General features: G+C 45.0%; 1 protein-coding gene. It reads right to left on the bottom strand.

The features are described 5' to 3' along the window. A partial coding sequence (locus GJQ66_RS12500; RefSeq protein ID WP_230379596.1) for a Ca2+-dependent phosphoinositide-specific phospholipase C occupies nt 1-278 on the bottom strand: 278 nt, incomplete at both ends.

The following is a 278-nucleotide window of genomic DNA, read 5'->3' as shown; positions in this document are numbered from 1 at the left end:
GGGATCGGCGTCGGCAAATAACACGCGCCCTTTCAGTGAAGGATGCCCGGCGATATACAGTGCTCTTTTACTCTCCTTATCGTCCAACACAAAAACGAATTTACCTTTTGCCTCTTTCAGCGTTGGCCAGTTATTTTGAAGCACTGCCGCTTCAAGCGTTTCAAACTTACCTCTCACCATGTCAGGCGTGATCAGATGCTCCTTTCCGAGATATTTCAGGAGTGTTTTGTCTACTTCTTCAAAAGTTGTTTCCGTAAATTTTTCAGGTACGGTTAATG

This window comes from Microbacterium sp. ZXX196, assembly GCF_009709595.1.
Classification (GTDB): Bacteria; Actinomycetota; Actinomycetes; order Actinomycetales; family Microbacteriaceae; genus Microbacterium; species Microbacterium excoecariae.
Note: the sequence above shows the minus strand (reverse complement) of the source record. Positions and strands in the feature narration are given on the sequence as shown.